Consider the following 25,822-nt stretch of genomic DNA (forward strand, 5'->3'; position numbering starts at 1 on the left):
TCAGATGTTTTCAAGTAAACCGTCGTCGACGATATTCGGAAGCGTCACTTTGAGCAACGGCTCGTGTTCCATCGCTCGTTTGATGGCGAAGATCGCTTCTTCGTTCCTGGCCCAGCTGCGTCGGGAAATTCCGTTGTTCACGTCCCAGAAAAGCATGGATTTCAGGCGTTTGGAAGCGGCCTCGGAACCATCAAGAACCATGCCGAATCCGCCGTTTATGACCTCTCCCCAGCCGACGCCACCGCCGTTGTGGATACTTACCCAGGTCGCTCCTCGAAAACTGTCGCCGATGACGTTCTGTATCGCCATATCGGCCGTAAAACGAGAACCGTCGTAAATGTTGGAAGTTTCGCGATAAGGCGAGTCCGTGCCCGAAACATCGTGGTGGTCGCGGCCCAGAACGATCTGACCGATTTCCCCTTTCGAGATCGCCTGGTTGAATGCTTCCGCAATTTTGGTTCGTCCATCGGCATCAGCATAAAGAATGCGCGCTTGGGAACCCACGACGAGTTTGTTTTGCTGCGCGCCTTTTATCCAACGGATATTGTCTTCCATCTGTTGCCTGATCTCCGAAGGAGCATTTAGGGCCATCTCTTCCAAAACAGAAAGTGCGATCGCGTCGGTCTTTGCCAGGTCTTCAGGATCGCACGAGGTACAAACCCATCGGAAAGGCCCGAATCCGTAATCGAAACACATAGGGCCCAAAATGTCCTGGACGTAGCTCGGGTATTTGAAATCGATGCCGTTTTCCGCAAAAATATCGGCTCCGGCTCGCGAACATTCCAAAAGAAACGCATTTCCGTAATCGAAAAAATAAGTGCCTTTTGCGGTGTGCTTGTTCACTGCAGATGCATGCCTGCGCAGCGACTCCTGCACTTTTACCTTGAACAGGTCGGGATTTTCGGCCATCATCACGACCGCTTCATCGAACGGAACGCCCACAGGATAGTAGCCGCCCGCCCAGGGATTGTGAAGCGAGGTTTGGTCGGAACCCAGATCGATGTATAGTTTTTCCGTATCGAATTTTTCCCAAACCTCTACGACATTTCCTTCGTAGGCGATTGACACTGTCTCTTTGTTCGCTTTCGCGGATTTTACACGTGAAACGAGTTCGTCAAGGTCGGAAATCACTTCGTCGACCCAACCTTGCGCATGCCGAACCTGAACCGCTTTGGGATTGACTTCGGCGCAAACGGTAATGACTCCGGCGATGTTGCCGGCTTTCGGTTGGGCGCCGCTCATGCCGCCAAGGCCCGAGGTGACGAACAGTTTTCCGGATAAGTCTTCTCCGTTTTTGGCGATTTTACGGCCCGCATTCATTACGGTAATCGTGGTGCCGTGCACAATTCCCTGAGGTCCGATATACATATAACTTCCTGCTGTCATCTGGCCGTATTGCGTCACGCCGAGCGCATTGAACTTTTCCCAATCGTCCGGTTTGGAGTAATTGGGGATCATCATTCCGTTTGTCACGACAACGCGCGGCGCCTCGCTGTGTGAAGGGAAAAGTCCCATCGGGTGTCCGGAATACATCACGAGTGTCTGTTCATCTGTCATTTCGGACAGGTATTTCATCGTAAGCCGATATTGCGCCCAATTTGAAAAAACCGCCCCGTTTCCGCCATACGTAATCAATTCGTGCGGATGTTGCGCAACAGCATAATCGAGGTTGTTTTGTATCATCAGCATGATCGCTTTGGCCTGGTCGCTTTTTCCCGGATATTCCTGAAGCGGTCGCGCCTTCATCTCGTAATCGGGGCGCAGTCGATACATGTAGATGCGTCCGTAAGTACTGAGCTCATCGAGGAATTCCTTTGCAAGTTGCGCGTGGTCTTTCTTGTCGAAATACCGAAGCGCGTTGCGAAGTGCGAGTTTCTTTTCATCGCCGGACAAAATCTCCTTCCGTCTCGGTGCGTGGTTGATATGCGCCTCGTAGGGTTTTGGATGTGGCAACGTCGAAGGAATGCCTTCTGAAATCTGTTCCTGGAATGTCATTTTTTGCGGAATGTGTTGGTGTTTTTATCGTATCCGTAAGGGCAGTGGCGACAACCGCTTCGGCAGCAATGGCCGCGTTTGAGGTGGAATTTCTCCGTAAAAACCTTAAAGCCTTCGGGCGTCAGATAGTAATCTTCGCCTTCAATCAATTTATTTGCCTGGTTTTGCCCGTTCATTAGCTACAAATTTAGGATATTTGAAACCAATGATAGTTGTGGTTGCGAAATATTTAATTCCAAAGGGATTTGTCGGGATTGCGCTGTGGCCGTTCGTCCTGCTTGCGTCCGACGTGCAAAAAAACAACCCGTCGACCATCGCTCACGAGCGGATCCATCTGCGTCAGCAACTTGAAATGCTGGTTGTTCCGTTTTTTGTTTGGTACGGTCTGGAATACCTGATTCGCCTTGCGCACTACAAAGACCGGAAGTTAGCTTACCGCAACATCAGTTTCGAGCGCGAGGCTTATGCAAACGAAAAAAGCCCGGACTATCTCAAGACGCGGGCTTTTTGGTTTTTCGTGAACTATATCTGAATTACTTCACTCGCTGACGTTTCGTTTCAGCTTGTTTTGGGGCGGGAATGAACCTGCCGCCGTAATGCGCCGTTTTTACCACGCCTGTGTCGGTAACGTGCTTTTCATCGGCACGCGTTGCGACGATCGAATAGGAGAATTTTACCGATGAGGTTCCGCCTTTCAACTCCACGACATCAAACGATTGTGCGGACTTGTTGGTCACATAAACGCCGTTGCAATCGCCTTCAAGCTGGATGAAGACTTTCATCGGATGGGTGTCGTCGACCCTTATGTTTTTGGATAATGTCGGATCGATTTTAATATGCGCCTTTCCGCCCACGAGCTCGCCTATACCGTAGTCTTCGAACAAGCTTTCCGGAGATTCCGCGCAATGCATCACGACGCGCTCATTTTCGACGTTTTTGACGATCGTGCTCACGGTGCCGGTGCCGAGTATCTTGAAATACAGTCCGCCGATTTCATCCCAGTGTCCTACATTCCACTGTTCGTCAAAAACATCCTGGACGATAAGACCCGACCCGCTTTCGAGCAAGGTGTCGAAGTAGGAAAAGATGCCCGTATGTTCACCGGAAAACGCTCCTCCTGATCCATCGACAAGCCCGTTCCAAATGCCGTTGTCGCCTATTCCGTTGATTCCTGTTCCATCAACATTTGTATTCGTTCCCAGCACGACATCGTATGCTGCGCTTCCCCAGTCCACATCGAGTTTTGAATTGCCGGTGACCGTGTTGATAAGGAAGTTGCCATTTGCGAGAATCCTTGCGCGTTCTGTACCGTTCGAGGAAAAATTGAGGATATTCGCTGCCGATGACCACATTCCTGTAGTTGTCCCGGTAGCAAAGGAGTAGAATGGGAGCCCGGCTGTCCCGCCGTTTACGCCATGTATCTGATTGGCATTCGGAATGCGCAGCCGTTCCTGGCCGTTCGTGGAAAAGTTGAGGATGTTCGCTGCCGAACTCCAAACGCCCGTCCCGGTATTTCCGTTGAACGAATAAAAAGGGAGAGCGGCGGTTCCGGCGGTCATTGCGTGTACCTGTCCCGCATTCGGAATCCGGAAGCGCTCTTGTCCGTTGGTCGCAAAGCCGATTGCAGACGTAGCGGCAAGAAACATCCCGGTATTGGCATTGCCTGTTCCATTCCAGCTGTACGTCGGTCCGTTGACCGAACCGGTCCCGAACGAAGTAAGCTGTCCATTTGTCCCGATGTTAAAGCGGTCCGCACTGTTGGTTTTGAATCTCAAGTCCTGGGCGTCAGTCGTCCCAACAAAGTTAGTGGCAGGCGTAGTGCCGGAGTTTCCCAGTAGCGCCCATTGCGTAGTCGACACATTTCCGATTTCGTTCCATGCTGCTCCCGTCCAGTAATAGAATCCCGGCACGACGTTTTGAGGAAACGTTCCGGCGGCGGTCGTATTGTAGACTAAAAGCGATGTGGCGGGTCCTGTAATGGGTCCTGCAACATTTTTTGCCGTCAACGCGACGCGTGGTATCAACAGTCCTCTGTTCGTGGCGGAGATGTCTAGTTTTGCGGATGCGTTAGGCGCGCCTCCAATCCCGATGTCGCCGTCGGTTTCGATGCGGGCTCTTTCCACGTTCGCGGTTCGAAATCGCAGTTCCTGGCTATCTGTGGTGCCTACGAAGCTATTTGCGGGATCGGTTTCGGCATTTCCCGGGAGCGCCCACAAGTTTCCCGTTGCGCTGCTTCCCATTTCCCTCCACGAAGTCCCTTGCCAATAGTAGAAGCCGGGCGAGACGTTGTTCGGCGCGACTCCTGTGGTGGCCGTATTCCATATCAAGGTGCCGTTGACGGGGATTCCGCCTCCGTTTGAATTGACGACGGGAGCCGACACGATTTTTGAGCTAAGGGCAACTCTCGGCACGAGAATCCCGTTCGTTGCAGAACTGACATCGAGAGCGCCTTCAGGAGTGGTCGTCCCGATACCAACTTGAGCCTGTGAAAAAAATATAGAATATAATGTGATAATCGCCAAAAACATGTAGTTCTTCTTCATATTCAGTTAAATTCGTTAGACTAATTGTAATAAATATATCGGATGCTAGAAATATTCCAGCAAATAATCGACGAACAGCATCAAAAACCGATGAAGGATAAAAAATGCATACGGAGAAGGATTTTGTATCGGAAATTGCTGATTTTTAAGCGGTAATATCGTACCTTTAGGCTAAAATTTTCCAGAATGAAACCGACGCTGACTTTTTTTGCAATGCTTGTGGGCGCCAGTGTATTCGCGCAGCTTTACGTGAGTCCCGGCAGCTATGTTTATTCGAATGACCAATTCGTTTATGTGAAACAAGATGTCAATCTTGCCAATAGCGGAAACCTTTATTTGAGAAATGGCTCTCAATTGCTTCAAGGTGTCAATGGTTCGTCTACCAATTCGGGGCAAGGAAAATTGTCGGTTTATCAGGAAGGTACGGTAGATAATTTTGAATATAATTACTGGTGTTCGCCTGTAGGGAATGCCTCGGCGGCCTCAGGTAACGAGAGTTTCGGGATTACGATGCTCAACCAGCCTACGGGTTTGATTACGAGTAACCCGGCGTCGATTTTGCCAATGAACAATACGAATGGGCAATCCAATCCGCTTGCGATTTCCCAACGTTGGATTTATAAGTTCATCACCTCAAATAATTATTCGCAATGGGTGGCGGTAAATTCCGCAACTTCGCTGGCGGCGGGCGAAGGTTTTACGATGAAAGGTACAGCTGGTACCGATGGCACGACGATTCAGGGCGTCCAGAATAATCCGGGGGCCAATCAACGCTATGACTTTCGAGGTAAGCCGAATGATGGTGACATACAAATCAGCGTTGCTGCAGGCCAGTCTACTCTGACCGGGAATCCGTATCCATCGGCGATAAATTTGTCACAGTTCCTTACAAATGCAACTAATTCGACGGGCATCGCCTACTTTTGGGAGCAGGAAAAATCGTTGAATACCCATGTTTTAGTGAGTTATTCCGGAGGTTACGGGGCATATGCGCCTGTTACCATGATGGGTCCGGGAATTTATACACCCGCTGTTTTTTATAACTACGAGGTAGACGGGGACCTGATTCCTGGTTCTAGCGGAGTAGGAGGTAATTACACGCGATATATCTGTCCTGTCGGACAAGGATTTTTGATCAAGGGCAGTGCCAATGGAACGGTGACGATGCGCAATCAATATCGTGTATTCCAAAAGGAAGATCCTGCATTTTCACAGTTCGAGCGCCCTTCATCTTTTGGGTCTGACGTGGCCACGACCTCACAATTCATGCCCGATATCCCTAACGTTGCGGGATTCGACTATACGCAGGTAAGTTCGGCTCCCGTTCCTCAGATTCGGTTTTCGGCCAAGATCGGAAACGGCATCCGCACGCTGGTGCTAGGGTTCGATCCGGCGGCCACTGACGGACCGGATCACGCAATGGACGCCCAGTCCGGCGACGGCAACGCAATCGATATGTTTTTTGCGATGGACAGTCGGGAGTACCTGATTTCCGTGATCGACTTTGCCATCGATAAGCGAATTCCGCTTGGTTTGAGGAATGTCAACGCACCTGCGACGTTCCAGATCACGATGAACGAAATGATCAATTTTAACGGATCGCAACATGTCTATGTTCACGATAAACTGAACGACACCTATTTCGAAATTACGAATGCGGTTTATGAAGTTACGATGCCCGCCGGAGTCAATACGGATCGTTTCGAACTTACCTTTACAGAAAGTTCACTCGGAACTGCGCCGGTTTTGGGCGCCGACAGTTTTGTGATCCTACAGGATAATCCCAAACAGGAACTCAGGATATCGAATCCTAATCATTTTGAAGTCAAGACGGTAGCGCTCTACGACCTGACTGGTAAACTGGTTTTGGATAGGACGAATCTCGGCGCATTAGGGGAATACCAATTTTCTACTGCGGGTCTAAGCGAAGCGGTTTACATCGTAAAGGTCACGACGGCTGACAACCGCGATATAGGCCAGAAGGTTTCGATTTTTAGAACCAACAATTAACATACGGCAGCTTTCGGGCTGCTTTTTTTATGGGTATTTTTGCGAAGTGCCGACACTTCAGCGAATAATTTCTCATCCGGATGTTGAACTCTTTATGAAAAGAGACGATTTGCTCGATCCAACGATTCCGGGCAATAAATTGCGCAAGCTCAAGTACAACCTCGAACAGGCGCGGACTGAAGGGAAGTCCACGATATTGACGTTTGGCGGCGCTTTTTCCAATCACATTTCGGCGATAGCCTCGGCAGGAGCGCGTCACGGTTTTGCCACGATCGGCATTATCCGGGGCGAGGAGCTAACGCAATCGTATCTCCAAAATCCGACACTGTCCCAAGCTGCAGAATGCGGTATGCAACTTGAATTTATCAACAGGGCTGATTATAGAAACAAATCTGAGAAAACGTTTTTAGGTAAGCTGGAACAACGGTTTGGCGACTTTTATCTGTTGCCCGAAGGCGGCACGAACAGTCTGGCGGTCAAAGGTTGTGAAGAAATTCTTTCGGGCGATGATTTCAGCTTTGACTATATTTGCTGCGCTGTCGGTACGGGAGGCACGCTGGCCGGAATCATCAATTCGTCCGAAACCCATCATAAGATCATTGGGTTTTCGTCTCTCAAAGGCACATTTGATATTAGCGGGATTGCGAAGTTTGTCGACAAACACAACTGGAAGATCATTTCGGATTACCATTTTGGAGGATACGGAAAGGTTACGAACGAGTTGGTGGATTATATCAATTGTTTTTACAATAAAAATAAAATACCGCTGGATCCCGTTTATACAGGGAAGATGATGTTCGGTATCGAGGATTTGATCCGAAACGGTTACTTCCCGAAAGGTTCGAGAATTCTTGCTATCCACACTGGCGGACTGCAGGGAATTGCGGGAATGAACCAAAAACTAAAAACTAAAAACCTACACATAATTGAACATGGCTAAGAAACTCCTCTTTCTTTTAACCATTCTGCTTTTAGCAAGTTGCGGATCACAAAAACAAAATTCTTCACGCTCGTCTCGACCGGTTTACCGCAAGCCGACCACTACCGTTGCCACGCGCAAACCGAGAACGGTCAAACCCGCGCCACGACCGTCCGAGACTCGGAGCTCTTCAGGTTCGGAAACGCAGACACTTGAGGCGACCACAAGGGTAAAAGTGACGAACGACATGATTTTCGCCTACATCGACCGCTACAAAGGCATCGCGCAAAACAATATGTCGCAATACGGCGTTCCTGCGAGCATAACCCTTGCTCAGGGAATTTTGGAATCCGGAGCCGGGACCGGTCCATTGAGCGCAATGGCCAACAACCACTTCGGAATCAAATGCCACACCGGCTGGACAGGCGAAAGTGTACGCCATGACGACGATTCCGAACAGGAATGTTTCCGCAAGTACTCGGACCCGAGCGAATCCTATCGCGACCATTCGCTTTTCCTTACCGGTCGTAGCCGATATTCCGCATTATTCCAGTTGGACAAAGACGATTACCGAGGATGGGCGAAAGGATTGAAAGCGGCGGGTTATGCAACCGATCCGAAATATCCGGACAAACTCATCGGGATCATTGAGCGTTTCGGCCTCGACAAGCACGATGCGGTGGTGTTAGGGAGAGAATATGTTCCTTCGCCACGCCAACTTCCTGTTGCTACGCCATCCGGAGCGATCGCTGACAATTCCAATTATTACGTCGTGAGCAAAGGCGACACGCTTTATTCCATTTCGAAGCGCTTCAATCTAACGGTAGACGAACTTCGCCAGCTCAATAGCCTGCCGGACAACGCCATTTCAATAGGTCAAAACCTCAAAATCAAATAAAAATGCTATACCAACGTAGCAGCCAGCTTTTTGCTGAAGCTGAACACGTAATCCCCGGAGGCGTCAACTCTCCGGTAAGAGCCTTTCGGGCAGTTGGAGGCGTTCCGGTCTTCATGAAAAGCGCAAAGGGAGCTTACCTTGAAGACGAAGACGGCAACCGCTATATCGATTATATCAATTCCTGGGGGCCCATGATACTCGGGCACGCTTACCAGCCTGTAGTAGATGCTATCGTCGAGAAAGCCAGGCTTGGAACTTCTTTCGGCGCGCCTACGGGGCTCGAGACGAAAATTGCGCAGCTTGCCGTTAAGATGGTTCCCAATATCGACAAGATCCGTTTTGTGAATTCCGGAACGGAAGCGTGCATGAGCGCCGTACGACTTGCGAGAGGTTTCACCAAACGGGATAAGATCATCAAGTTTTCCGGTTGTTATCACGGTCATTCGGACTCATTCCTGATAGCGGCGGGTAGCGGAGCGGTAACTTTCGGGACACCGAACAGCCCGGGAGTCACGGCCGGAACGGCAAAAGATACGATTCTGGCGCGTTATAACGATTTGGATAACGTAGCTGCGATACTGAATGAAAATGTTGGGGAGATTGCGGCCATCATCATCGAGCCGGTTGCCGGAAACATGGGCTGCATTCCTCCAAAACCAGACTTTTTGGAAGGACTCCGATCGTTATGCGACCAAAATGGGACGTTGCTTATTTTTGACGAAGTCATGACCGGTTTCCGATTGGCAAAAGGCGGCGCCCAGGAACTCTTTGGAGTCCGTGCCGATATCGTTTGTTTCGGAAAAGTGATAGGAGGAGGGTTGCCCGTGGGCGCATTTGCCTCGCGAAACGAAATCATGAATTATCTGGCTCCCATCGGGCCGGTATATCAGGCAGGAACGCTTTCCGGAAATCCACTGGCAATGGCCGCGGGATATGCTATGTTGCAGGCTATTGACGCCGATGCCGGTATTTTCGAACGGCTGGAGCAAAAGACGGCTTATCTTGAATCCGGATTGCGGAAAGTCTTTACAGATAATGACCTCGAGTTTACCATCAACCGCGTCGGATCGATGATTTCGGTTCATTTTGACGCTGAACCCGTTTCCGACTTTGTCTCGGCAGCTAAAGGCGATAACGAAAGCTTCCGCAAGTTTTTCCACGGATTGCTGGCAAAAGGAGTTTACATCGCGCCATCGGCCTATGAGACGTGGTTTTTGTGTGATGCCCTGACATATGACGACCTCGACGCGACCATTGCCGCCGCTTCAGAAGTTGTGAAGACGCTATAAATAAAAAATCCCGCTCGAAAGGCGGGATTTTTTTATCTGGAATCTCTTAATGGGTCAACTTTTCCCAGAGAACTTTGTTGGCGCGTAATTTCTCGACTTGATTTCCGTCAAGGCTACCCTCGATTTTCTTTTCCATGATGACAGGAACTTCTTTTTTCTTTTGGGCTGTCACGCTCGGATCTGCAAGCATCTCGTGTTTCATCTGAAAAAGTTTCGAGAAGTTTTCGAGTTCCGTGCTGTTCAACTTAAGGAAGTCCGCAAGCTCAACTGCTTCCTGTCGGCCTTTTGACGCAGCCGATGCTTTTTTCTCCTGAGCTTGCGCGGAAACGCCAAATGCGAGCATCATGGCAAAAATAAAGAGTATTTTTTTCATTTTGGAATTTGTTATTCGTGAAAAATAGATTCCAAATCTAACGGATTCTTATCAAAACTCAAAATTTATTTAGGGTTTTGCTGTTGCAATCCGTCGGTTTTTTTAGGACGCTTGTAAAAACCGTTTCTGGCGTTTCTTTCCTGCTTCGAATGGATTTTTTCCCATTTCGCGAACTGGTCGGCGTTGAGAAGCTTTTTCATCTTTGCCCGGTTCTCGATCTGAGCATCGAGTTTTTTACTGCGCATGGCGTACACTTCGTCGGCGGTAGGCGTGATTTTCTGGTCGCGCTTTTCCTTCATTTTTACCTTCATTTCCGACCTCGATTTTTCCTGATCGGCAATAATTGTTGCCATTTGCTTTTGCTGGGATGCCGTGAGGTCCAGTTTAAGCGTCAGTTCTTTGACGCGAAGGTCGTTTCGTTGCTGGGCCGTCAACTCGACTTTGGGCTGGCGTTTGACGGTCTCTGGTTTTTCCTGGCTGAACCCGATTGTCCCCGCGAGGAGCAAAGCGGCCATAACTACATTTTTCATGTCTTTCGGTTTAAAGTTTCGCGGTTGGACACAACGATAAGGATTGGGTTTAATGATCGTCGGCAATTTGTGCCGGCATTAACACAAAAAAAGGAGCCGAAGCTCCAAATTTTCAGAATGTCAGGTATCCATATTTTTCATTCGAGCCGGAACTGGCCCGAACGATATATTTGTCTTCGGAAACCTTGACCAGCACGGATGTATCAAGATCGAAATCTTCGTGCCATTGCTTGTAATTGTAGTCATAGAACGGTTCGAGCCCGGTTTTCGAGAGCGTCTGTTTATTCTTTTGCTTTCCGCTTGCATCGTAGGTCTCCATAATGATGTGGCGGTCGAGTTTGCTCTTTTTCTCGTCAAACTGAAACTTCTGCAAGTTCTGGTACATAATCGAAAGCTCCCCTTTGCGGATGAAATACAAACACGAAAGATAGCGGCCATTGTCGTTTTCTGTCCCGGTCTGCTCGTCCTGGATTTGATTGAAGAAATCAAGTTTTCCGGACGCATCGTCAAGCCTTGCGAAAACAAACCCTAAATTGGCATAGCTGTAATCGGTTTTAAGTTCGAACGCATTCCCTTTTACGGGCTGCGTCTTTTTATTTTCGACGAATCTATCGGCCAACAGCCATGTTTTACCATTTTCGTGAACGATTTCCTTTACGCGAAGTCCTGTTTCCGGAATCTCATTGGAAACCGTGTAGCTATTTTTTCCGTTCGCATCGAATTTCGCCGCATAAACCGAAGAGGCAGGATTGTTTCCCCGGTGAACCTGCACGGCTTTGGCGCCGACACGTGTCGCAAAACCCTGGAGATAGAAGTCGCTTTTATCGAACCATCCTTTTGTGTAATACAATTGGTGATCGTTGTCCAGTTTGAGCGAAGTTTCGGTCATCGCATCCGATTTTCCGTCCCAATAGTAAAGCGTGCGAAACGGTTTTTGTTTTGAGAGATCGACATTCCTGACGATATAGACTCTGCCGTCGTCCGAAACCGAGATGTCGAATTCATCCGATCTGGCCTTGTTGAGGTAGGGCGTCTGATGCGAAATTTCCTTTACCAGTTTACCCGACGCGTCCAAAAGACTCAGGTGTATCGTCTCGTTTGCTTTTTTGTCGAGTGCGAACCGCCTGATGACGGCAAACATTTTCTTCCCTTGCGATTGTGCGATGAGAAATTCGGCATTTTTTATCGGAATCGAAGTTATGCGGAACTTATCGGACTTTGTTCCCGAATTCACGTTTATGTTTTGGCCGAACAATACAAGTGCTTTGTCTTTTCCGATCCATTCCTCGAGAAATGCGACATGATTGACGCCGTCGGTCTGGAACATGGCCAAATGCGTCAACATCGCTTTGCCCATCGGCGGTTGTTCGACACTGAGGTTGAAGCTGTTATCGCGTCTGAAGTTGCTGCCCGAATACATATCGACGGAAACGTCCCGATTGAAAAGGTTGTCGTTGTAACGCGAAACGATCCGGTAAAGACGGTTGTTGTCGTAGACATGGGAGACTTCGCTCGCCGTTTCGTTGCGCGCGCTTTCGGCATTGTTCCAGCTGAAGGCCTGGGCTTGGATCGCGATAGGAGCAAACAACGCTACCGACCAAACAAATATCTTTTTCATGAACTGTTTTTATTGGGCGCAAATGTAAACGAAATCGGCAGATTAAAACGTTAAAGTTCTAATCTGCCGATATATAGGTGGTTTTCGAAAATCTACTGTTGGAAAATGACGGTCTTGGTATCGCCCTCCACGACTACTTTTACCAGTCCGTGCTTGGAAAGGCCTTTCATCGCGGCGTCCCATTTTTTTCCGCTCAAACCGGCTTGTGTTTTTAGCGCATCCAAAGCGAGCGACTTTGTTGTTTTGAGTATTTCGGAAACCAGTTTTTCTTCGTCTGTCAACTGTACCGCTTTTTTCTCAGGGCGCATTTGCGGGAAAAACAATACCTCCTGTATCGATGCGTTGTCGGTAAGAAACATGATCAGGCGGTCCATCCCGATTCCCATTCCCGAGGTAGGCGGCATTCCATATTCAAGCGCGCGCAAAAAGTCGTGGTCGATGAATTGTCCGGCTTCCTCGTCCCCGCGTTCTGCAAGCTGCAATTGGGCTTCGAAGCGTTCGCGTTGGTCGATAGGATCGTTCAATTCCGAATAAGCGTTGGCAATTTCCTTTCCGCACACCATAAGTTCGAAGCGTTCCGTCAGTTCGGGATTGTCGCGGTGGGATTTGCACAGCGGCGACATTTCTTTCGGGTAATCCGTGATGAACGTTGGCTGGATGAAGTTGCCTTCGCATTTGGCTCCGAAGATCTCGTCGATGAGCTTTCCTTTCCCCATTGTTTCGTCGACCTCGATTCCCATCGATCTGGCGGCTTCGAAAAGTTCCTGTTCCGATTTGCCCGAAATGTCGAATCCTGTGTATTTGATGATCGCATCAGTCATTGTGACCCTGGCGTACGGCGCCTTGAAATCGACTTCGTGTTCGCCAAACGTCGTTTTGGATGTGCCGTTGACCGCCGTTGCGCAATGTTCGAGTAGGCGTTCAGTAAAATCCATCATCCAGTTGTAGTCTTTGTAAGCGACGTAGATTTCCATCGCGGTAAATTCCGGATTATGGGTCCTGTCCATGCCTTCGTTGCGGAAGTTTTTCGAAAATTCGTAAACGCCGTCGAATCCGCCGACGATGAGCCTTTTGAGATAAAGCTCGTTTGCGATCCTCATATATAAAGGAATGTCGAGGGAATTGTGATGCGTCACGAACGGGCGTGCCGAGGCGCCACCCGGAATCGGTTGCAAAATTGGTGTTTCCACCTCGAGATAACCTTGGTCGTTAAAGAAAGAGCGCATCGCGTTGAACAATTTCGTCCGCTTGACAAAGGTTTCCTTGACGTGGTCGTTTACGGTGAGGTCGACATAGCGGCGACGGTAGCGTTGTTCGGCATCCGCGAAAGCGTCGTGGATATTTCCATCGGCATCGGTCTTGACGACAGGTAGCGGACGAAGCGCCTTGGCAAGCACTTTCAACGATGTGACGTGAACCGAAATTTCCCCGACCTGTGTCTTGAAAACTTTTCCGGTTACGCCGATGAAATCGCCTATGTCGAGAAGTTTTTTGAAAATGACATTGTAGGCCGTCTTTTCCTCGTCGTCTGAAATATCGTCCCTGGAAATATAGACCTGGATGCGGCCTTCGGAATCCTTTAGCTCGGCAAACGATGCTTTGCCCATGATGCGCTTGCCCATGAGGCGTCCGGCAAGGGTAACTTCTTTGCCGTCGAAAGCGTCGAAATCGTACTGGATTTGTTTGGAAAGCGCCGTTACATTGAAAAGTTCAGCCGGATAAGGCTCAATTCCCATGTTGCGCATTTCCGTAAGGGCTTCGCGTCTCAGTATTTCCTGTTCTGATAATGCCATTTTACTACGTAATTTTTAGGCGGCAAAGATAGACAATGTCCGGAATTTTTGAAACTTAGATTTCTGCTCCCCGTTAAATGGCGGCGATTCGTAAAGTTGCCGCCTTCACCCATCCGAAACATAACGCGATTTCAACCCGTCGCCATACAGAAAAACTGTACAAAATCTTAAATTTTTGTCGGTTTGGACAATCTGCAAAATTCGCAACCAAACCCAACTTTGCCGGTTTGTTCGTACCTTTGCCTCATGAATAAAAAAGTGATTTTGCAGGAATTGGGTCGCAAGGATTACAAAGAAACCTGGGACTATCAGGAGTCGTTGTTCCAGTCAATCGTCGATGTGAAACTTCGCAATAAGAACGAGGGGATGAATCTTGATACGCCCAATTACTTTTTGTATGTCGAACATCCGCATGTTTATACGTTGGGAAAAAGCGGCGATCTTCAAAATTTGCTTTTGAATGAGGCGCAGCTCGAAGCGAAAGGTGCCACTTTTTATAAAATCAACCGCGGAGGCGACATTACGTATCACGGTCCGGGACAAATCGTCGGGTATCCGATCCTCGATCTTGAGAATTTCTTTACCGACATCCACAAATATTTGCGCTTGCTTGAAGAAACGATAATCCTGACTTTGGGCGACTATGGACTCAAAGGGGAAAGAAGCGAAGGGGAAACCGGTGTGTGGCTCTGCGTTGGAACTCCTTTTGCGAGGAAAATCTGTGCGTTCGGCGTTCGCGCTTCACGTTGGGTAACGATGCATGGTTTCGCTTTGAACGTCAATGCGGATTTGGGTTACTTCGACAATATCGTACCTTGCGGGATCCGCGGTAAGGGTGTTACTTCCCTGAATGTGGAATTAGGCGTTCCGGAAATTGACATGGACGAAGTGAAGTCCAGGATATTGACACATTTCAGTGCGTTATTCTCAGCCGAACTCCTTCAAAACTCAGGTCCTCCTCAAAATCCAAAGCCAATTGATCGGGCAGAAGCCTGAACGAAGTGCGGTGGTATTTGGTAATGCCGTGGTTCCTGATGGCATCGCGGTGCTCTGAGGTCGGGTAGCCTTTGTTTTGTTTCCAGTTGTACATCGGAAATTCTTCGTGAAGCTGTTCCATATACTCGTCCCGATACGTTTTGGCCAAAATAGAGGCCGCCGCTATACTCAGGTATTTGCTATCGCCTTTTACGATACAATCGTGCGGTATGTTTCCAACCTTTTTGAAGCGGTTTCCATCTACGATAATATGTAATGGTGTCGGAGTGAGTTTCAATACGCATTCCTGCATCGCCTTTATTGATGCGTTGAGGATGTTGATTTCGTCAATTATGGTGTGGTCGAGATGCGTTACCGAAAAACACAGTGCCTGATCCTCAATCATAGGTCGCAAGTATTGCCGTTGTTTCTCGGTCAATTGCTTGGAATCATTGAGCAGGTCGTTGCTGAAGTTGTCAGGAAGCATGACGGCCGCAGCGGTTACAGGACCGGATAGGCATCCGCGTCCGGCTTCGTCTGTGCCGGCTTCGTGCAAATGATCTGAGAACCTCCTGATTAACATTAATTTAAAATTTCAGCAAAAATAGAAAAATGACGCAACCTTTCCGAAAAGTTGGCATCTTGGTAACAGTTATTTGCAAAAATGCCACTGTTTGTGGTCATTTCACTGAAAATAAATAATATTAATCCGAAGTAATATTTGTTTAATTAAGAAATAATTGTGAAGTTTGCGGAATAACTAACTCAAATAAATTTAATATGAGATCGAAGTTTAAATGGATTTTTACGCTTGTTTTAGCGTTAACTATGCAGCTTTCTTTTGCTCAGGGAAAGACTGTCACTGGTACGGTTTCTGATAATTCAGGTCCGCTTCCGGGTGCCAACGTTGTGGTTAAAGAAACCAAAGCTGGCGTTCAAACTGACGTTGATGGTAAGTATTCCATCAAAGTTGATCAAGGGCAGACTCTTGTTTTCTCTTTCGTCGGTATGTCCGATCAGGAAGTGAAAGTTGGAGCGAGCAACACGGTCAACGCTAAACTTTCTGAAGGCGGAATCGCACTTGGAGAAGTTATCGTTACAGGGGCTTTGGGTATCCAAAAGAAAGCCAATGCGATTACTACAGCTCAACAGGTTGTCAAAAACGACGAGTTGACCAAGGCGGCGCAGCCAAACGCTGTATTGGCGTTGGTTGGTAAAGTGTCTGGTTTGCAGATCAACACTACAAATAGTGGTGCTAACGCCACTACGCGTGTCGTACTTCGTGGTAACCGATCATTGACTGGTGAGAACCAAGCTTTGGTTGTTATCGATAACGCGATCTCTTCGTTGGCGGCTTACCAACAATTGCCTCCGGATATGATCGAGAGCGTAAACGTTATTAAAGGTGCTCAGGGAGCTGCTCTTTACGGACAGCAAGGTGGGAACGGTGTAATTGTCGTGACAACTAAAAAAGGAGCAAAAGGTTCTAAGCCTACCGTTAACCTTACATCATCTATCGATTTTGAAGAGGTTTCATTTGTGCCACAACGTCAGATGCGTTATGGACAAGGCTGGAGCGGTCAGCATATCAACTATGAAAACGGTGGCTGGGGTGCTGAATTCGACGGCGTGCCAAGACCAACTGGTTTGGCTCAAGCTGACGGAAGCTACATTATGGCTCCTTACCGAGGCATCAAAGATAATATCAAGGAGTTTTTCCAGACTGGAACCATCATGCAGAACGGTTTGAGTATTGTTGCCGGAGATGAGAATGGTTATGCAAGCTTCATCGCTAACCGTCAAAACACGAATTTCGTTGTTGATGGTGATGAGCTAAACAGAAATGCCTTTATTTTCAGGGCAGGTAAAAAATTGGGTAAATGGAGCATTGACGGAAACGCCAGCTATACATCCCAAAAAGTTGAAACTACTACTTCAGCATTGTACACTGAACTTTTGCAGGCGGCTTCCAATATTCCTATTGAGCGTTTTGCAAGACCATTCAACCAGTACCACTGGACGTCTTACTACAACAGCCCATATTGGTCTCAAGAGAATATCCGCAACGAGCAACGTCAGGATCGTTTTCGCGGTGTAATGGAATTGGGATATAAGTTTAACGACAACATCAATGCTCGTTACACCTTTAATATCAATACCATCAATACCAACCAGTTGAATTACACAAATGGTTATACGGATCAGTTGCAAATCGGAGGTGGTAACCATACCGTTGTTTCTACATTTGACGCGACTAACTCTGCTGCGAGAAACATCTATGCTGACTTTATCTTGAATTTTGATTACGATCTAACAGAAAAGCTTGGGCTTAAGTTCAACGTCGGTAACAACGTTCAGGACAACTATTTCAGCTCGGTTTCTGTTGGTGGTGACAACCTTACTGTTCCTGGAGTTTACAACGTAGGTAACGTACAAGGTATTCCGCGTGCCACCAATGAGCGTACGCGTATCCGTACAGCTGCTTTGTTTGCCAACGTCGATTTGGATTACGGAAACTTCTTGTTCCTCAACTTGACGGCACGTAATGACTGGACATCTCGTTTGGACGAATCTGAGAACAACTTCTTTTATCCATCGGCTGGTTTGTCTTTCGTTCCGACCGAAGCATTCGAGGCTCTTAAGGACAATCGTATCCTTAACCGTGCGAAAATCTATGCCAACATCGTAAGAAATGGTAATGACGGTGGTATTGCTTTCGCTGACATCTTTGATAACTATGTTCAAGGTACCGGATATGCGTTTGGCGACCTAAACTCCTTCATACAAGATCAAAGTGTTTCGTTCCGCTATTTGAGACCGGAGATTTATACAAGTAAGGAAATCGGTATCAACCTTGAATTTTTCGGTGGCCGTTTGACGCTTGATGCAGCATACTTCCGTTCTGATAACGAAGATTTGATCACGAACATTGCGCCTTCATTCACATCTGGTCTTACCTCGCTTAGAACTAACATCGGGGAATCACACGTTACTGGTGGTGAGATCGACTTGGGCTTCACACCTATCGATACTAAAGACTTCGGTAATCTTGGTCTAAAGTGGACAAACCGTTTGAGCTGGTCTAGAGCGATCACTAAAGTAGATAAGGTAAGCGACCAAGCTGATGAAGTGCCTATCACGAACATCGCTGCAAATGGCGTTGGTGTATTTGCTGTTAAAGGAGAAGAGTATCCTTTGATCAAAGGTATCGGGTATGAGCGTGACGGAGAAGGTCGTATCATCATTGATGCTGCTACAGGAAATCCTGTCAAGACTACTGAATACATCAATCTTGGTAAGTCTACTCCAGATTATATCTTGGGATACAATACGTCTTTGCAGTTCAAAGGTTTCCAATTGTCTGCTACAATGGATTACAGAACAGGTCACCAGTTCTGGTCTGGTACAAAACAATGGATGTCATGGTCAGGTCACTTGTATGACTCAGCCGTTAACGGACGTACAGGATTTGTTTTCCCTAACTCCGTAACACTTGATGGTTCTGGAAACTCAGTTCCGAATACAAACATCTTGACTGGAGGTACTACTTACGGTAACTACATTTCGTACTACCAGGATGAGTATGCGGAAACTGCTGAAAACTTTGTTTTGGACGCTACTGCATTTAAAGTTCGTGAGTTGTCTTTGAGCTATTCTTTCCAAAAAGAAACATTGGACCGTTTGGGTCTTGCACAATTGAGATTGGGAGTTAACGCGCGTAACCCGTTTATCGTACTTCCTAAAGAGAATCGTAATTATAGTGATCCTGAGCAAACAAGATCGTCTGGAAATGACATCGGTCTTGCTGTACCAGGTCAATATCCTAACACAAGAACTTACGGTTTCTCTATTAACGTAACATTCTAATAAAAACGCAATGAAAAAATTAAAATATATAGTTCCTGCTTTAGCTTTCGCATTTTTCTCTTGCGAAGACTATCTCGACGTGAACTCTCCTGTTGATAACCCTACAGGAGACCAGGTTACTCCAAACCTGTCATTGTCTGCGGCTCAAACCCAGACCTACCGAACACTGGCCCGTACAGGAAACCAATTCGGAAACTTGTTTTTGAACAACTGGGGATATAACGTAAACGCATTCGCAGTAACAAACCCGGAGGAATTCTCTTTGTCTCTTACGAATAACACGTATGCAGGTATTTGGGACGGACTCTACGTGAACACGGCGAACTTTACCAACATTATCGAGCACCCGGCTGCTAATTACGAGAATCACAAAGCAATCGCTAAAATCCTAAAGGCTTTTTACTTCCAGTATCTTGTCGATTTGTACGGTGATATTCCTTACACGGAAGCTCACAAAGGAAGTAACAACCTTACTCCTGAATACGATGACGACCAAGCGATATACCGTGACTTGGTAGTTCAAATCGAGGACGCGATCAATACGATCGACAACCCGGTTTCTGCTACAATTCAAGTTGGTGCGGAAGATGTCATTTTTGGAGGTAACATGGGCGCTTGGAAAACATTCGCCAACACATTGAAATTGCGTATCCTCTTGCGTCAGTCAGAAATGACGGATGGCGAAACTACCGCTTACCTTGCTCAGGAGTTTTCTGAACTACAGGATGCGACGTTCCTAACGACTGATGCTACGATCAATCCAGGGTATTCAAACTCGAATGTTGAGCAAATGAACCCTTACTACAACTTGTGGCGCGATATCAACGGTGAGCCAACTAACTTCTATCGTCAGTTTGCAGCGTCTCGCTATTTCGTAGATAACTTGAATGATGCCAGTGCTCCGGACCCACGTAGAAGCAGAATTTTTACGCTAATTGGAGGTAACGTAGTTGGTGTTCTTCAGGGTGATAGTTCAGCTACCAACGGTGGAACTGCGCCTAACCCAATTTCCCAGTTCGGACCGGCTGCTACATCAAGCGCTGCAATGGACGGATACATGATGTTGGCTGCAGAAAGCTATTTGTTGCAATCTGAGGCTGCATTGAGAGGTTTCATTCCTGGTGATGCTGGAGCTTTGTTTAATCTTGGAGTTGCTGCATCTTTCAACCAAATGGCTGTTGCGCCTGGAACTTACATCAGCAGTATTTCCGGTATCCCTAACAAAGGCTTCAACGTAGGATTTACACAAGAGCAAAACCTAAGAGCCATCATGTACCAAAAGAACGTTGCGCTAACACATGTTAACGCGATGGAAGTATTCATCGAATACACACGTACAGGATTCATCGACGAAATTCCTCTAGCTGGAACAGGAGTGCCAAACGGTCAGATTCCTCCAAGAGCAAACAGAATGAGAAGATTGTTGTACCCGAACTCTGAAATCGTGGGTAACTCTGCAAATGTACCGCCTCTATCTTTGGACGCGATATTCACGCAAGGTCCGTTTTGGTTCGTAGATTAATATAAAAAAATTGATAAAGATGAAAAAGTTATTAGCATTGGCAATTGTAATGGCGGGAGCTATTGCATGTTCGGATGACGATCTACCACTAGGTCCTAATCTTCAGCCGGATGATCAGTTTATTGTTGGATTCCCATCTAGTTCCGCTACGTTCAGCTATTTTGCTGATGAAGGTCCGGTTCAACGCGAAGTGCCAATTGTGTTGATTGGCGGAAACGAAGGTAACCCTTCAGATGAGCCGCTTGTTATCAATTGGCGTGTTGTTCCGGGAACAGAACCGGGTGGATCTACTGCAACTGAAGGGTTGGAGTACGATTTGCCGGATGCTACAGGAACCATTTCAATTCCTGCGGGACAGAACTTCACTCAATTCCCTGTCATTATCAACACAGGTGATTTGAACGCTGACGTTTCGACTCGACTTGTAATTGAACTTACGCAGGTTTCGGGAGACGGAAATATCGTTTCTTACAACAACAGGCTTGTTACGGTAAACTTTGTAGGATGTTTGGCTGACCTTGAAGGAAATTACAATGTAAGTACATTGAGAGAGTCTACAGGGCAGGTTCTTAACCAAACTGATCAGCAAATTGATGAGGTAGATGTCAACTATTTCGTAACTGAGAATACAGCGACTTTGACGCCTAACCAGATTGCAGGACCTCAAGGTTTCAACTTTGAAGTATTGTGCGGTGAGATTACGGTTCCATCACAGGGATTGTTCCAAGGCGCTTATCCTAACAACGTGGTTGGTGTGCCTTTCGACTCAGGCGAATTTGCTGGTCTTCAAGGTGTTGTAATGAGTGACAACCAATTCAAAATCCGTTATCAGGTTAACTATGGTGGAGCTACCGGTATCGTTACTGTTGTGAGCACTTACACTAGAGCCGACTAATAAATAATAATAAAGAAATGAAAAAAATATTAGGATATAAATTCATGTTCGCAGCTGCATTGCTGATGTCGTTGGCTTCTTGTAACGACGATGACAATGCGACTGAGACGATGCGTACGGAAAAAGCAAACGTCACGTTTACCGTTTCTTCTACAAATGTAGTTGAAGGCCAACCGATCGAAATCACGATGACGACGGACCGCGCCCTTAAGAATGCAATGGAGTTCAAACTTTCCGTGTTGTCTACCGCTTCAGGTAACTTCCGTGAGTTTACTGTTCCTGCTGGAACTGAGACCACTCCAGATTCGGGATTCGGATTGATCGGATACCAAATCACGATGCCAGCTTACACGACCACTTACACTTTCACAATTGTTCCGGATGTTGATTTTGACATCGAAGGAACTGAGGTTTTCAACTTCCGTTTGGAAGAAGAAGGAAATTCGAGAGGCCTTATTGCTGAGGCTAACAGAAATTTCACCGTAAATGTCGCGGACTATGTTAGTTCGGATGTAGGTGTCGAATTGGTTTGGGATGGAAGCACTGCTAACTGGTTCGGAACTATCGAGCCGGGTACTTATCTCGGAGCTGATGGCGAACGTCACGATCTTACTGCGTTTGACTTCGACATCTATGTATTCGACGGATCTGGAACCACGGAGGTTACGGAGTTTGCGGGTGCTACTTCAAACTCTCCGGAGTCAGTAATTATTCCTTCAACACTTCCTGATGGTGAGTACCTGATCATCGCAGATTTCTATGATGCTCCTGGAGATGAGGCTCAGCCTTTCGCTCTCGACGTTACGATGAACATCACGAAGTTTGGTGTATGGTCTGTTTCTTTGCCGCTCGAGTACATGTCTGACGGCGGAACTTCGGCTGCTGCCGGTGGATTGGGTGACGGTGTTTTGATTCCGGCTATCCTTATCAAAACAGGAACTACTTACGAACTGTTGGATGCAGACACGAATGAAACTCTTGCTCAAGGCCGCATGGCAAGCGTGAGAAGTAAAATCGCTGCAAACAAATTGGCTAAAGGAAGAAAGTAATCTTCGTTAGCAATTAATATAAAGGCTGTCAGTAATGACAGCCTTTTTTTATTATGGCATTAAGAAATCCTTTGTGTATTTTTACGGCTCAAAATGAATGGATGAAATATCTGATGTCTTTGCTGGCGGTTTTTTTCGCCATTTCAACTCATGGGCAAACCGAAACGCCTGCACAGGGCGAAAAGATCACATCGGCGGAGAAGAAAGCCACGATAGATATGTATCGCATCGTCACTCTCGATCGGGATACGACCTATGTAGACACGTCGCTTACCATCAAAGACGAATACCGTCACAATTATTTGCGAAAGGACATTTTCGGGCTTTTGCCGTTTGCCAATGAAGGCCAGACGTATCAGCGGCTCGACTTCGGATTAAAGAGGTTCAATCCCTATCCCGAGTTCGGTCACAGTTCCAAGCACTTTGCCTATATGGAAGCGCACGACATCCGCTACTATTCCGTGGCGACTCCGTTTACCGAACTTTACTTCAAGTCGGTTATGGAGCGGGGCCAAAACGTCGACGCTTTGGTAACGGCTAACATTTCTCCTCAGTTCAATTTTTCGATCGCGTACAAAGGCCTTCGATCGGATGGAAAATACATCAACCAGCTTTCGAGTACGGGTAATTTCAGGCTGACGGCAAGTTACCGCACGGCGTCGAACCGATACGTAGCCAATTTCCATTTCGTTTCCCAGGACTTTCTCAATGAAGAGAACGGAGGCGTCTCCAACATTGCTGATTTTGAAAGCGGCAACGACCAATATAAAAACCGTCTGCGCTTTAATGTGTACTCCCGCGACGCCAAATCGTTCATGCGCGCAAAGCGTCTGTTTCTCGACCACGATTTCAGGGTAAACGGAAGCGATGCCCAAAACAACCTCCATATCACGCATCAATTCAATTACGAGACGAAGTTTTTTGAATACAATCAGGTTGATCTCGTCAGTGTTCTCGACGACGACACCCGGATCCAGCGATTTGGGGCGTCTTTTCGTCCGTCGAACGTAAATGACCAAACGCATTATAATCGCATGTATAACAAAGTAGGTGCGGTCTATGAGAACAAGACGCTGGGCAAGTTTAAGTTTTTTGCCGAAGATTTCCGTTACAATTATTACTTCGATCGCGTGTTATTGCTCGACCCTGTCAACACGGGGCTGTTGAGCGACGAAATTCAGAGTATCGGAGGTGAATACGAATACCGCAAAAACAATTGGACAGCAAATGGCCTCATTTCCCAATCGATGACGAATCAATCGCTTTCCCAAATCCAGGGCCGCGTGCGTTACAGGTTCAATGAGGAAAACGTTGTGTCGTTTCAATACGAGCGCATGAACAAGATTCCGGATCATGTCTACAATCTCAATCAAAGCAGCTACATCGGATATAATTGGGTCAACGATTTCAAGAACGAAAAGATCAACAATATTTACGTCAACGCCGGTACGAAATGGTTTACGGCCTCGGTGCAAGTCTCGTCTTTTAAGGACATGCTATATTTTGAGAATACCACACAGTCTGATACGATCGTTATTGCGCCAAAGCAATTTGCCGGTTCGATCAAATACTTTTCGGTTAAAATTGGACGGGATTTCAGGCTAGGCAAGTTCGGACTCGACAATACGGTGCTCTATCAGCAGGTTGACCAGCAGAGCGATGTGCTCAACGTTCCGAAAATCGTCACGCGCAACACGTTGTATTTCCAGGATCAATATTTTAAAAAGGCGCTTTTTATCCAGACCGGAATTACGTTCAATTATTTTACGAAATATTACGCCAACGATTACAATCCGGTAATAGGGGAGTTTTTTGTACAGGATCGGAAAGAGATCGGCGATTTTCCTATGTTCGACTTTTTCCTCGACATGAAAATCCGCACGGCCAGGATTTACTTCAAATGCGAACATTTCAATTCCGCCTGGACGGGGAACAACTTCCTGACGGCGCCCAATTATGCGTATCGCGACTTTATGATCCGGATTGGGATGGAGTGGAATTTCTTCAAGTGATCCGACGCCGATTGCCAGCAAACCAGACCATCGTCGCGTCCAGTCAGTTGCGTATCATCGAAATCGATTGAGCGTTTCCAGCATCAAACTTAATCCCTACCTTTGCACTCGAAATAATTCAAGCAGAATGAAATACGCAGAAAATATATTGGGTACGATCGGCAACACGCCAATGGTCAAACTCAACAAAGTCATTAAAGGCATAGATGCTTTGGTTTTGGCCAAAGTGGAAACATTCAATCCCGGAAATTCGGTTAAAGACCGCATGGCCGTCAAGATGATCGAGGATGCTGAAGCCGACGGACGACTCAAGCCCGGCGGAACCATCATAGAAGGAACATCCGGAAACACGGGAATGGGACTCGCACTAGGTGCAATCGTCAAAGGATACAAACTCGTTTGCGTCATCACGGACAAGCAGTCCAAGGAAAAAATGGACATTTTGCGCGCCGTCGGGGCGAAAGTCGTCGTTTGCCCGACCGACGTCGAACCGACCGATCCACGATCGTACTATTCGGTTTCACGCCGACTCGCCGAGGAAACACCGAACGCCTGGTATGTGAACCAATACGACAATATGTCGAATACTCAGGCGCATTACGAGCAAACCGGTCCCGAAATCTGGGAGCAGACCGAGGGAAAAATCACGCATTTCGTAGTGGGAGTCGGAACTGGAGGCACCATTTCGGGCGTCGCAAAATATCTCAAGGAACACAATCCGAATGTCAAGATCTGGGGCGTCGACACTTACGGTTCGGTATTCAAAAAGTACCATGAAACCGGCATATTTGACGAAAACGAAGTCTATTCGTATATCACCGAAGGGATCGGGGAGGATATTCTGCCCAAAAACGTCGACTTCTCGTTGATCGACGGGTTTACAAAAGTCACCGACAAGGATGCAGCCGTTTACACGCGCAGGTTGGCGCTTGAAGAGGGGATCTTTGTCGGAAACTCGGCCGGAGCCGCTATCAAAGGCGTGCTTCAGCTAAAAGAGCACTTCAAGCCGGACGATGTCGTGGTTGTGCTTTTCCATGATTCAGGGAGCCGTTATGTAGGCAAGATGTTCAACGACGACTGGATGCGCGAACGTGGTTTCCTAGACGAAGACATTACGAAAGCCGAAGATCTCATCAAAGACCATATCGACAAACCGCTTGTAGTCGTACGGACAGAAGAGTTGGTCTCACATGCGATCGAGAGGATGCGAAACTACAAGATTTCACAAATTCCGGTTATCGACATCAACGGGTTTGTAGGTTCGGTAGACGAATCCGATCTTTTCCAGAGCTATATCAACGACAAGAATGTTGCAGAAAAACCGATTCGCGAAGTGATGGGGCAACCTTACCCGATCGTGAAAGCCGGAACAGCTGTCGAGGAAATTTCACGACTGATCAATAAGGAAAACCGCGCCGTGCTCGTCGATTTAGGCAACGGACGACACCACATCGTCACAAAATACGACGTGATCGGAACTATAAAATAATTCCAAATCCCAACCTCCAATTGGGGCAAGACCAAAAAAAGCGAA

The 25,822-nt window shown here is 47.3% G+C and carries 20 protein-coding genes; 12 read left to right on the top strand and 8 right to left on the bottom strand.

Annotation, left to right across the window (positions count from 1 at the left end; translation table 11 throughout):
• Window positions 1-1,995: a urocanate hydratase gene (locus HC229_RS12740; protein WP_191020879.1), complete on the bottom strand. Its 1,995-nt coding sequence runs from the start codon at window positions 1,993-1,995 to the stop codon at window positions 1-3.
• On the bottom strand, window positions 1,992-2,171 hold the full coding sequence (locus HC229_RS12745) for a DUF5522 domain-containing protein (protein WP_191020880.1): 180 nt from the start codon (window positions 2,169-2,171) through the stop codon (window positions 1,992-1,994). The genes HC229_RS12740 and HC229_RS12745 overlap by 4 nt, the downstream gene beginning before the upstream one ends.
• 29 nt (window positions 2,172-2,200) lie before the next feature.
• Between HC229_RS12745 and HC229_RS12750 the strand changes: the two genes are divergently transcribed.
• Window positions 2,201-2,527, top strand: coding sequence for a hypothetical protein (locus HC229_RS12750; RefSeq protein WP_191020905.1), 327 nt, complete (start codon window positions 2,201-2,203; stop codon window positions 2,525-2,527).
• A gap of 1 nt (window position 2,528) precedes the next feature.
• Here HC229_RS12750 and HC229_RS12755 read toward each other — a convergent pair whose 3' ends face one another.
• A complete protein-coding gene (locus HC229_RS12755) occupies window positions 2,529-4,538 on the bottom strand; it encodes a hypothetical protein (RefSeq protein WP_191020881.1) in 2,010 nt (669 codons plus the stop codon).
• A gap of 186 nt (window positions 4,539-4,724) precedes the next feature.
• Here HC229_RS12755 and HC229_RS12760 point away from each other — a divergent pair, with 186 nt between their 5' ends.
• Genes HC229_RS12760 through hemL form a run of 4 tightly spaced genes read left to right on the top strand, consistent with a single transcriptional unit; the run spans window position 4,725 to window position 9,654 of the window.
• Entirely contained in the window at window positions 4,725-6,548 is a 1,824-nt protein-coding gene (locus HC229_RS12760) for a T9SS type A sorting domain-containing protein (protein WP_191020882.1), read from the top strand.
• A 46-nt stretch (window positions 6,549-6,594) separates the two neighbouring features.
• A complete protein-coding gene (locus HC229_RS12765) occupies window positions 6,595-7,488 on the top strand; it encodes a 1-aminocyclopropane-1-carboxylate deaminase/D-cysteine desulfhydrase (protein ID WP_332871651.1) in 894 nt (297 codons plus the stop codon).
• Window positions 7,481-8,365, top strand: a complete 885-nt coding sequence (locus HC229_RS12770; RefSeq protein WP_191020884.1) for a glucosaminidase domain-containing protein — start codon at window positions 7,481-7,483, stop codon at window positions 8,363-8,365. Before HC229_RS12765 ends, HC229_RS12770 begins: the two co-directional genes overlap by 8 nt.
• Before the next feature lie 2 nt (window positions 8,366-8,367).
• Window positions 8,368-9,654, top strand: a complete 1,287-nt coding sequence (gene hemL, locus HC229_RS12775; RefSeq protein WP_191020885.1) for a glutamate-1-semialdehyde 2,1-aminomutase — start codon at window positions 8,368-8,370, stop codon at window positions 9,652-9,654.
• A 46-nt stretch (window positions 9,655-9,700) separates the two neighbouring features.
• Here hemL and HC229_RS12780 read toward each other — a convergent pair whose 3' ends face one another.
• The 4 genes from HC229_RS12780 to lysS all read right to left on the bottom strand — a co-directional run bounded on the left by HC229_RS12780 (window position 9,701) and on the right by lysS (window position 13,968).
• Window positions 9,701-10,027 (bottom strand): hypothetical protein, encoded by a 327-nt coding sequence (locus HC229_RS12780; RefSeq protein ID WP_191020886.1) that lies wholly within the window; start codon window positions 10,025-10,027, stop codon window positions 9,701-9,703.
• Window positions 10,028-10,092: 65 nt separating this feature from the next.
• Window positions 10,093-10,557 carry a hypothetical protein gene (locus HC229_RS12785; protein ID WP_191020887.1) on the bottom strand — a complete coding sequence of 155 codons (465 nt, stop codon included), beginning with the start codon at window positions 10,555-10,557 and terminating at the stop codon, window positions 10,093-10,095.
• A 112-nt stretch (window positions 10,558-10,669) separates the two neighbouring features.
• Window positions 10,670-12,175 carry a hypothetical protein gene (locus HC229_RS12790; protein ID WP_191020888.1) on the bottom strand — a complete coding sequence of 502 codons (1,506 nt, stop codon included), beginning with the start codon at window positions 12,173-12,175 and terminating at the stop codon, window positions 10,670-10,672.
• 92 nt (window positions 12,176-12,267) lie between these two features.
• Window positions 12,268-13,968, bottom strand: a complete 1,701-nt coding sequence (gene lysS, locus HC229_RS12795; protein WP_191020889.1) for a lysine--tRNA ligase — start codon at window positions 13,966-13,968, stop codon at window positions 12,268-12,270.
• Window positions 13,969-14,214: 246 nt separating this feature from the next.
• On the opposite strand from lysS, the gene lipB reads away from it, so the two are divergent.
• Window positions 14,215-14,964 (top strand): lipoyl(octanoyl) transferase LipB, encoded by a 750-nt coding sequence (gene lipB / locus HC229_RS12800; protein ID WP_191020890.1) that lies wholly within the window; start codon window positions 14,215-14,217, stop codon window positions 14,962-14,964.
• On the opposite strand, the gene HC229_RS12805 is transcribed toward lipB, so the two are convergent.
• Window positions 14,882-15,526, bottom strand: a complete 645-nt coding sequence (locus tag HC229_RS12805) for a ribonuclease HII (RefSeq protein ID WP_191020891.1) — start codon at window positions 15,524-15,526, stop codon at window positions 14,882-14,884. The two genes, lipB and HC229_RS12805, sit on opposite strands and share 83 nt — an antisense overlap.
• Window positions 15,527-15,723: 197 nt before the next feature.
• Between HC229_RS12805 and HC229_RS12810 the strand changes: the two genes are divergently transcribed.
• From HC229_RS12810 to HC229_RS12835, 6 genes are all read left to right on the top strand, one after another.
• The gene (locus tag HC229_RS12810) at window positions 15,724-18,810 is read left to right on the top strand and encodes a SusC/RagA family TonB-linked outer membrane protein (protein ID WP_191020892.1); all 3,087 of its coding nucleotides are present in this window, start codon (window positions 15,724-15,726) and stop codon (window positions 18,808-18,810) included.
• A 10-nt stretch (window positions 18,811-18,820) separates the two neighbouring features.
• Window positions 18,821-20,332: a SusD/RagB family nutrient-binding outer membrane lipoprotein gene (locus HC229_RS12815; RefSeq protein WP_191020893.1), complete on the top strand. Its 1,512-nt coding sequence runs from the start codon at window positions 18,821-18,823 to the stop codon at window positions 20,330-20,332.
• Window positions 20,333-20,351: 19 nt separating this feature from the next.
• The gene (locus HC229_RS12820; protein WP_191020894.1) at window positions 20,352-21,227 is read left to right on the top strand and encodes a hypothetical protein; all 876 of its coding nucleotides are present in this window, start codon (window positions 20,352-20,354) and stop codon (window positions 21,225-21,227) included.
• 17 nt (window positions 21,228-21,244) lie between these two features.
• On the top strand, window positions 21,245-22,276 hold the full coding sequence (locus HC229_RS12825) for a hypothetical protein (RefSeq protein ID WP_191020895.1): 1,032 nt from the start codon (window positions 21,245-21,247) through the stop codon (window positions 22,274-22,276).
• 101 nt (window positions 22,277-22,377) lie between these two features.
• Window positions 22,378-24,288 carry a putative porin gene (locus HC229_RS12830; protein WP_223845604.1) on the top strand — a complete coding sequence of 637 codons (1,911 nt, stop codon included), beginning with the start codon at window positions 22,378-22,380 and terminating at the stop codon, window positions 24,286-24,288.
• Between the two features lie 127 nt (window positions 24,289-24,415).
• The gene (locus tag HC229_RS12835) at window positions 24,416-25,777 is read left to right on the top strand and encodes a pyridoxal-phosphate dependent enzyme (RefSeq protein WP_191020896.1); all 1,362 of its coding nucleotides are present in this window, start codon (window positions 24,416-24,418) and stop codon (window positions 25,775-25,777) included.
• The last annotated feature ends 45 nt before the right edge of the window (window positions 25,778-25,822 follow it).

It is taken from the genome of Flavobacterium selenitireducens, assembly GCF_014748335.1.
GTDB classification, from domain to species: domain Bacteria; phylum Bacteroidota; class Bacteroidia; order Flavobacteriales; family Flavobacteriaceae; genus Flavobacterium; species Flavobacterium selenitireducens.

Coding starts and splice junctions, on each gene's coding strand:
- HC229_RS12780 (WP_191020886.1), bottom strand. CDS start 10,027: ATGAAAAAAATACTCTTTATTTTTGCCATGATGCTCGCATTTGGCGTT.
- HC229_RS12820 (WP_191020894.1), top strand. CDS start 20,352: ATGAAAAAGTTATTAGCATTGGCAATTGTAATGGCGGGAGCTATTGCA.
- HC229_RS12830 (WP_223845604.1), top strand. CDS start 22,378: ATGAAATATCTGATGTCTTTGCTGGCGGTTTTTTTCGCCATTTCAACT.
- HC229_RS12745 (WP_191020880.1), bottom strand. CDS start 2,171: ATGAACGGGCAAAACCAGGCAAATAAATTGATTGAAGGCGAAGATTAC.
- HC229_RS12740 (WP_191020879.1), bottom strand. CDS start 1,995: ATGACATTCCAGGAACAGATTTCAGAAGGCATTCCTTCGACGTTGCCA.
- HC229_RS12810 (WP_191020892.1), top strand. CDS start 15,724: ATGAGATCGAAGTTTAAATGGATTTTTACGCTTGTTTTAGCGTTAACT.
- lysS (WP_191020889.1), bottom strand. CDS start 13,968: ATGGCATTATCAGAACAGGAAATACTGAGACGCGAAGCCCTTACGGAA.
- HC229_RS12760 (WP_191020882.1), top strand. CDS start 4,725: ATGAAACCGACGCTGACTTTTTTTGCAATGCTTGTGGGCGCCAGTGTA.
- HC229_RS12755 (WP_191020881.1), bottom strand. CDS start 4,538: ATGAAGAAGAACTACATGTTTTTGGCGATTATCACATTATATTCTATA.
- HC229_RS12825 (WP_191020895.1), top strand. CDS start 21,245: ATGAAAAAAATATTAGGATATAAATTCATGTTCGCAGCTGCATTGCTG.
- HC229_RS12785 (WP_191020887.1), bottom strand. CDS start 10,557: ATGAAAAATGTAGTTATGGCCGCTTTGCTCCTCGCGGGGACAATCGGG.
- HC229_RS12790 (WP_191020888.1), bottom strand. CDS start 12,175: ATGAAAAAGATATTTGTTTGGTCGGTAGCGTTGTTTGCTCCTATCGCG.
- hemL (WP_191020885.1), top strand. CDS start 8,368: ATGCTATACCAACGTAGCAGCCAGCTTTTTGCTGAAGCTGAACACGTA.
- lipB (WP_191020890.1), top strand. CDS start 14,215: ATGAATAAAAAAGTGATTTTGCAGGAATTGGGTCGCAAGGATTACAAA.
- HC229_RS12815 (WP_191020893.1), top strand. CDS start 18,821: ATGAAAAAATTAAAATATATAGTTCCTGCTTTAGCTTTCGCATTTTTC.
- HC229_RS12750 (WP_191020905.1), top strand. CDS start 2,201: ATGATAGTTGTGGTTGCGAAATATTTAATTCCAAAGGGATTTGTCGGG.
- HC229_RS12835 (WP_191020896.1), top strand. CDS start 24,416: ATGAAATACGCAGAAAATATATTGGGTACGATCGGCAACACGCCAATG.
- HC229_RS12770 (WP_191020884.1), top strand. CDS start 7,481: ATGGCTAAGAAACTCCTCTTTCTTTTAACCATTCTGCTTTTAGCAAGT.
- HC229_RS12805 (WP_191020891.1), bottom strand. CDS start 15,526: ATGTTAATCAGGAGGTTCTCAGATCATTTGCACGAAGCCGGCACAGAC.